We start from the raw sequence: 4,384 nt of genomic DNA on the forward strand, positions 1-4,384 counted from the left end.
ATGCTTAAAGATACAAAATCTTTAGGACATAACAAAGCCTCGGCTTGGGAAAGTCGAGGCTTTGTCATAAAAAAAAGAGGGCATGCATTTTGACACACCCTCTTTTTTTGTTTTAGCCTCAAATTTAGTACCTTTGCATCAGCATTATAACAAAACACCAAATAACATTTTATGAAATACAAAATCATCGTTTTAGACCTTGACGGTACACTCACCAACACAAAAAAAGAAATAACCCCTCACACACTTGAAGTCCTGCTTCGCGCCCAGGAGAAAGGAATCAAGATAGTACTTGCCTCAGGACGCCCCACCTACGGCATAGCGCCTCTGGCAGAAAAACTTCAACTGTCAAAATACGAAGGTTATATTCTGGCATACAACGGCGGCGAAATAATCGACTGGAAAACAGGCGAACTCATGTATAAGAATCTTCTCGACCACGATGTCCTCCCCTATCTTTACCAGTGCGCCAAAGACAACAATTTCGCAATTGTGACATACGATGGCGAGTACGTCCTCACCGAACATCCCGACGATGAATATGTCCTGAAGGAAGCCATCCTCAATGTAATGAAGATAAAGAAGGTTGACAACTTCCTGGAGGCCGTAAAACACCCGATAGCAAAATGCCTTATCGTTGGCGAACCGACCCGCCTTGCCGAACTTGAAAAAGAGATGTACGAACATCTTAAAGACCGCATGGGAGTATTCCGTTCCGAGCCATATTTCCTCGAACTCGTTCCTAAAGGAATAGACAAGGCACAGTCACTTGCCGTACTGCTTAAAGAACTCGGCATGACCAAAGACGAGATGATAGCCATAGGCGACGGTTTCAACGACCTGTCAATGATTAAATACGCAGGCATGGGTGTAGCCATGGGCAATGCACAGCAGGTAGTGAAAGACAATGCAGACTTCATCACACTCACCAATGAAGAAGACGGTGCCGCATATGCCATTGAAAAATTCATGAGTGAAGAATAATATTCACAACCCCTTATTATAACACATGAGCCGGTCATTCGATTTTTACGAATAGCCGGCTCATGTCAGTATTACCAATATTCATTTATCCCACAATAGAATACCCAGCTTCCTGCAAGGCACTTCTTATCAGCTCGATATGCTCTGCATTACGTGTCTCCATCACAAGACGCAGGAAACATGCAGTAACATTGCTTGTATTGTTGTTTCTCTCATGAAGCACTGAAATGATATTTCCTCCAAGATTTGCAATAATTTCCGCCACTCCCTTCAGTTCACCCGGTTTGTCGTGCAAGTCAAGTGTCACGGTATAAGTACGTCCCGACATATCCAGACCCCTATTGATTACACGGCTCAGGATAGTAACATCAATATTTCCTCCCGACACCACACAAATGGTTTTCTTTCCAGCCACAGGCACCTTGTTAAACATCGCAGCCGCCACAGCTACAGCTCCCGCCCCTTCGGCGATAAGTTTCTGCTGCTCCATCAATGCAAGAATGGCGGCACAAATCTCATCCTCAGTCACAGTCACTATCCCGTCAACATACTTGCTGCAGATCTCAAACGTATGTTCTCCCGGTTCCTTCACCGCTATACCGTCAGCCACAGTCGAAACAGAAGGCAGACACTCACGATGCGCCTTTTCTATAGAGCGCAGCATACTTGCCGCCCCCTGAGCCTGTACACCGTAAACCTTTACATCCGGCTTCAAAGACTTCAAAGCATACGCCACGCCTGAAATAAGACCTCCACCGCCAATAGGAACAATTACAGCCTCCACATCAGGCAACTGGTTCAGCAGTTCCAGACCGATAGTACCCTGCCCGGCTATCACATACTCATCGTCAAACGGATGAATAAACGTATATCCCTTCTCCTCCTTCAGTTCAAGAGCTTTCTGATAAGCGTCATCATACACTCCCGGCACAAGACAAACCTTCGCACCATATCTCTTCGTAGCCTCAACCTTTGATATCGGAGCTCCTGCTGGCAGACATATCAGCGAGTCTATACCATTCTTAGTAGCACCTAGAGCAACACCCTGAGCATGGTTTCCCGCCGAGCATGCTATCACCCCCTTCTTTTTCTCCTCTTCAGTCAGACAAGCTATTTTATAGCAAGCACCCCTCAGTTTGAAAGAACCCGTATATTGCAGATTTTCCGGTTTAAGATATATCTGGCTTTCCGGATTTATCTGAGGTGCATATATAAGATCTGTTCTTCTTATTATATCCTTTAGAGCAAACGAAGCCCTGTAAATACTGTCTAATGTTATCATAAGAACTATTTTTTTAATCTTTTGTCTAGTTTATTACTTTTTACCTATCACTTTATCATTTCGGGCGCAAAAATACTTCTTTTTATCATACAATTGTCATAACCGATATTTTTTTCTTCACCATATAGAGGTTTTTCCATATATCTGGTTATACCGATAGACTACTTTAATCATTTAAAGTTAGTTTTTTCATACATTCTCTACTTAAAAATAAGCCGGTTATTCGGATTTCCCGAATGACCGGCTTTACTATACAGACACTTATCAGAAAAAGACAGAAACAAGCAGCATACCAGTAGTAATAGCTACCCCCGTAGCCACCAGACCCGGCATCATGAACGAATGGTTCAACACATACTTTCCGATGCCCGTGGTACCGGTACGGTCAAAGTTTATGGCAGCCACTACAGTAGGATAGTTCGGAATAAAGAAATATCCGTTTACAGCAGGAAACATTGCAATAAGAAGATACGGCGAGATGCCCAACGCCAAACCTAACGGAACAATAGCACGCACAGTAGCCGCCTGACTGTAAAGAAGAATAGACATGACAAACAAAGCCAGCCCAAACAGCCATGGCATACTCTGTACAATGCTTTCAATAGACCCGGTAAGTTGCCCTATGTTACCTTTAATAAAAGTATCACCCATCCAGGCAATACCGAAGATAGCAATCACCGCCTGCATACCTGCAGGAAAAACACTGCCTTTTACAGCCTCGATACCATCAATACGCAAAAAGAGCAGAATCAGTGCAGCTGCACTCAGCATCAGGATTTCGATGATAGCCGGCATATCCATCATCACCGCCTTTCCTTCTACCATAAACGTAGGACGCAACTCGCTGATAGAACCGAAAAGCACAATCAGCAAAGTGGCCATCAAGAATATGATAACAGACCATTTAGCCTTATTCGCATTAGCCACATCAGCAGTCTTAACGCCATCATCACAGATAAGGCCCTCTTTCACCCTACGTTGGTACTCAGGATCATCCAGCAGTTCCTTACCTACTTTCATCGAACAGAACGCCCCTACCAGTACACCAACCAGAGTAGCCGGCACCGTAATAACCATAATGTCAAAAAGCGTCACACCAGGCAAAAGTCCCAACAATGCCACCGTAGCCGCCGAAATAGGACTGGCAGTAATGGCCTGCTGCGAAGCTATGACAGCTATACCCAACGGACGTTCCGGACGAATCTTGGTCTCACGCGCCACTTCTGCTATCACAGGAAGAACAGAATAAGCCACATGTCCTGTACCGGCAATGAAAGTAAAGAGATAAGTCACAATCGGACTCAAGATAGTGACATGCGAAGGATTTTTACGCAGAACCTTCTCGGCCAACTTTACCATATAGTCCAACCCACCGGCTGCCTGCATACACGATGCCGCAGAAATAACCGCCACAATCATCAGCATTACGTCGATGGGAGGAGCCGTAGGCTGAAGGCCAAACACAAATATCAGAAAGGCCAGACCTATACCACCCATCACTCCCAAGCCGATACCTCCCAGCCTGGCACCAATAATTATTGCAATCAAAACAATCAGTAACTGAAATAACATATAAGTTTATTTAATCAAGTTTAGCAAGTGAAAAACAGTAAACAAGGTATTTTAATCAATCGATTATGACTTTGCCAAAAATAGACAAAGAATTCCGTTTTTGCAATATATTTAATACCACTATCCTGAAAAATATTTTTTCTTCACATAGGGGTTTTGGCATAAACCTGCGTTATACCAGTGAAAGAGACAAAGAAATGAAGATAAATTAAATAACGAACCAACTAAACTTCGATTTCAAAATATACAGACTACTTCAATTTTTTAAGATTAGTTTTTTCATACATTCTCTACTTTAAAATGAGCCGGTTGTTCGGAATTTCCGGATGACCGGCTTTACTATTTTAAACAGCATTTAAATAGCATTTAAACGCCGTTTAGAAGCTGTTAGAACGCTTTACAAAAGGTTTTAAACAGGTTTAAAACATATTCATACTGTAAGCATTCAGTAAACCCCGTATGATTAAAACTGGTAAAGCCGGCATAGATTGTCTATTAAAAATTTCGACTTGTCTCTGAAAATGTTGAAGATATTCGACGATTTCT

General features: G+C 43.0%; 3 protein-coding genes. 1 reads left to right on the top strand and 2 read right to left on the bottom strand.

Annotated elements, in window-relative coordinates:
* Positions 1-171 precede the first annotated feature (171 nt).
* Positions 172-984 (top strand): Cof-type HAD-IIB family hydrolase, encoded by an 813-nt coding sequence (locus H6A61_RS14960; RefSeq protein WP_154042546.1) that lies wholly within the window; start codon positions 172-174, stop codon positions 982-984.
* An 85-nt stretch (positions 985-1,069) separates the two neighbouring features.
* Here the strand turns inward: H6A61_RS14960 and ilvA are convergent, their stop codons facing one another.
* The gene (gene ilvA, locus H6A61_RS14965; protein WP_154042545.1) at positions 1,070-2,266 is read right to left on the bottom strand and encodes a threonine ammonia-lyase; all 1,197 of its coding nucleotides are present in this window, start codon (positions 2,264-2,266) and stop codon (positions 1,070-1,072) included.
* 264 nt (positions 2,267-2,530) lie between these two features.
* Positions 2,531-3,838, bottom strand: coding sequence for an anaerobic C4-dicarboxylate transporter family protein (locus tag H6A61_RS14970; protein ID WP_204394697.1), 1,308 nt, complete (start codon positions 3,836-3,838; stop codon positions 2,531-2,533).
* Positions 3,839-4,384 lie beyond the last annotated feature (546 nt).

Origin of the sequence: Bacteroides caecigallinarum (assembly GCF_016901995.1) — a bacterium.
GTDB classification, from domain to species: domain Bacteria; phylum Bacteroidota; class Bacteroidia; order Bacteroidales; family Bacteroidaceae; genus Phocaeicola; species Phocaeicola cellulolyticus.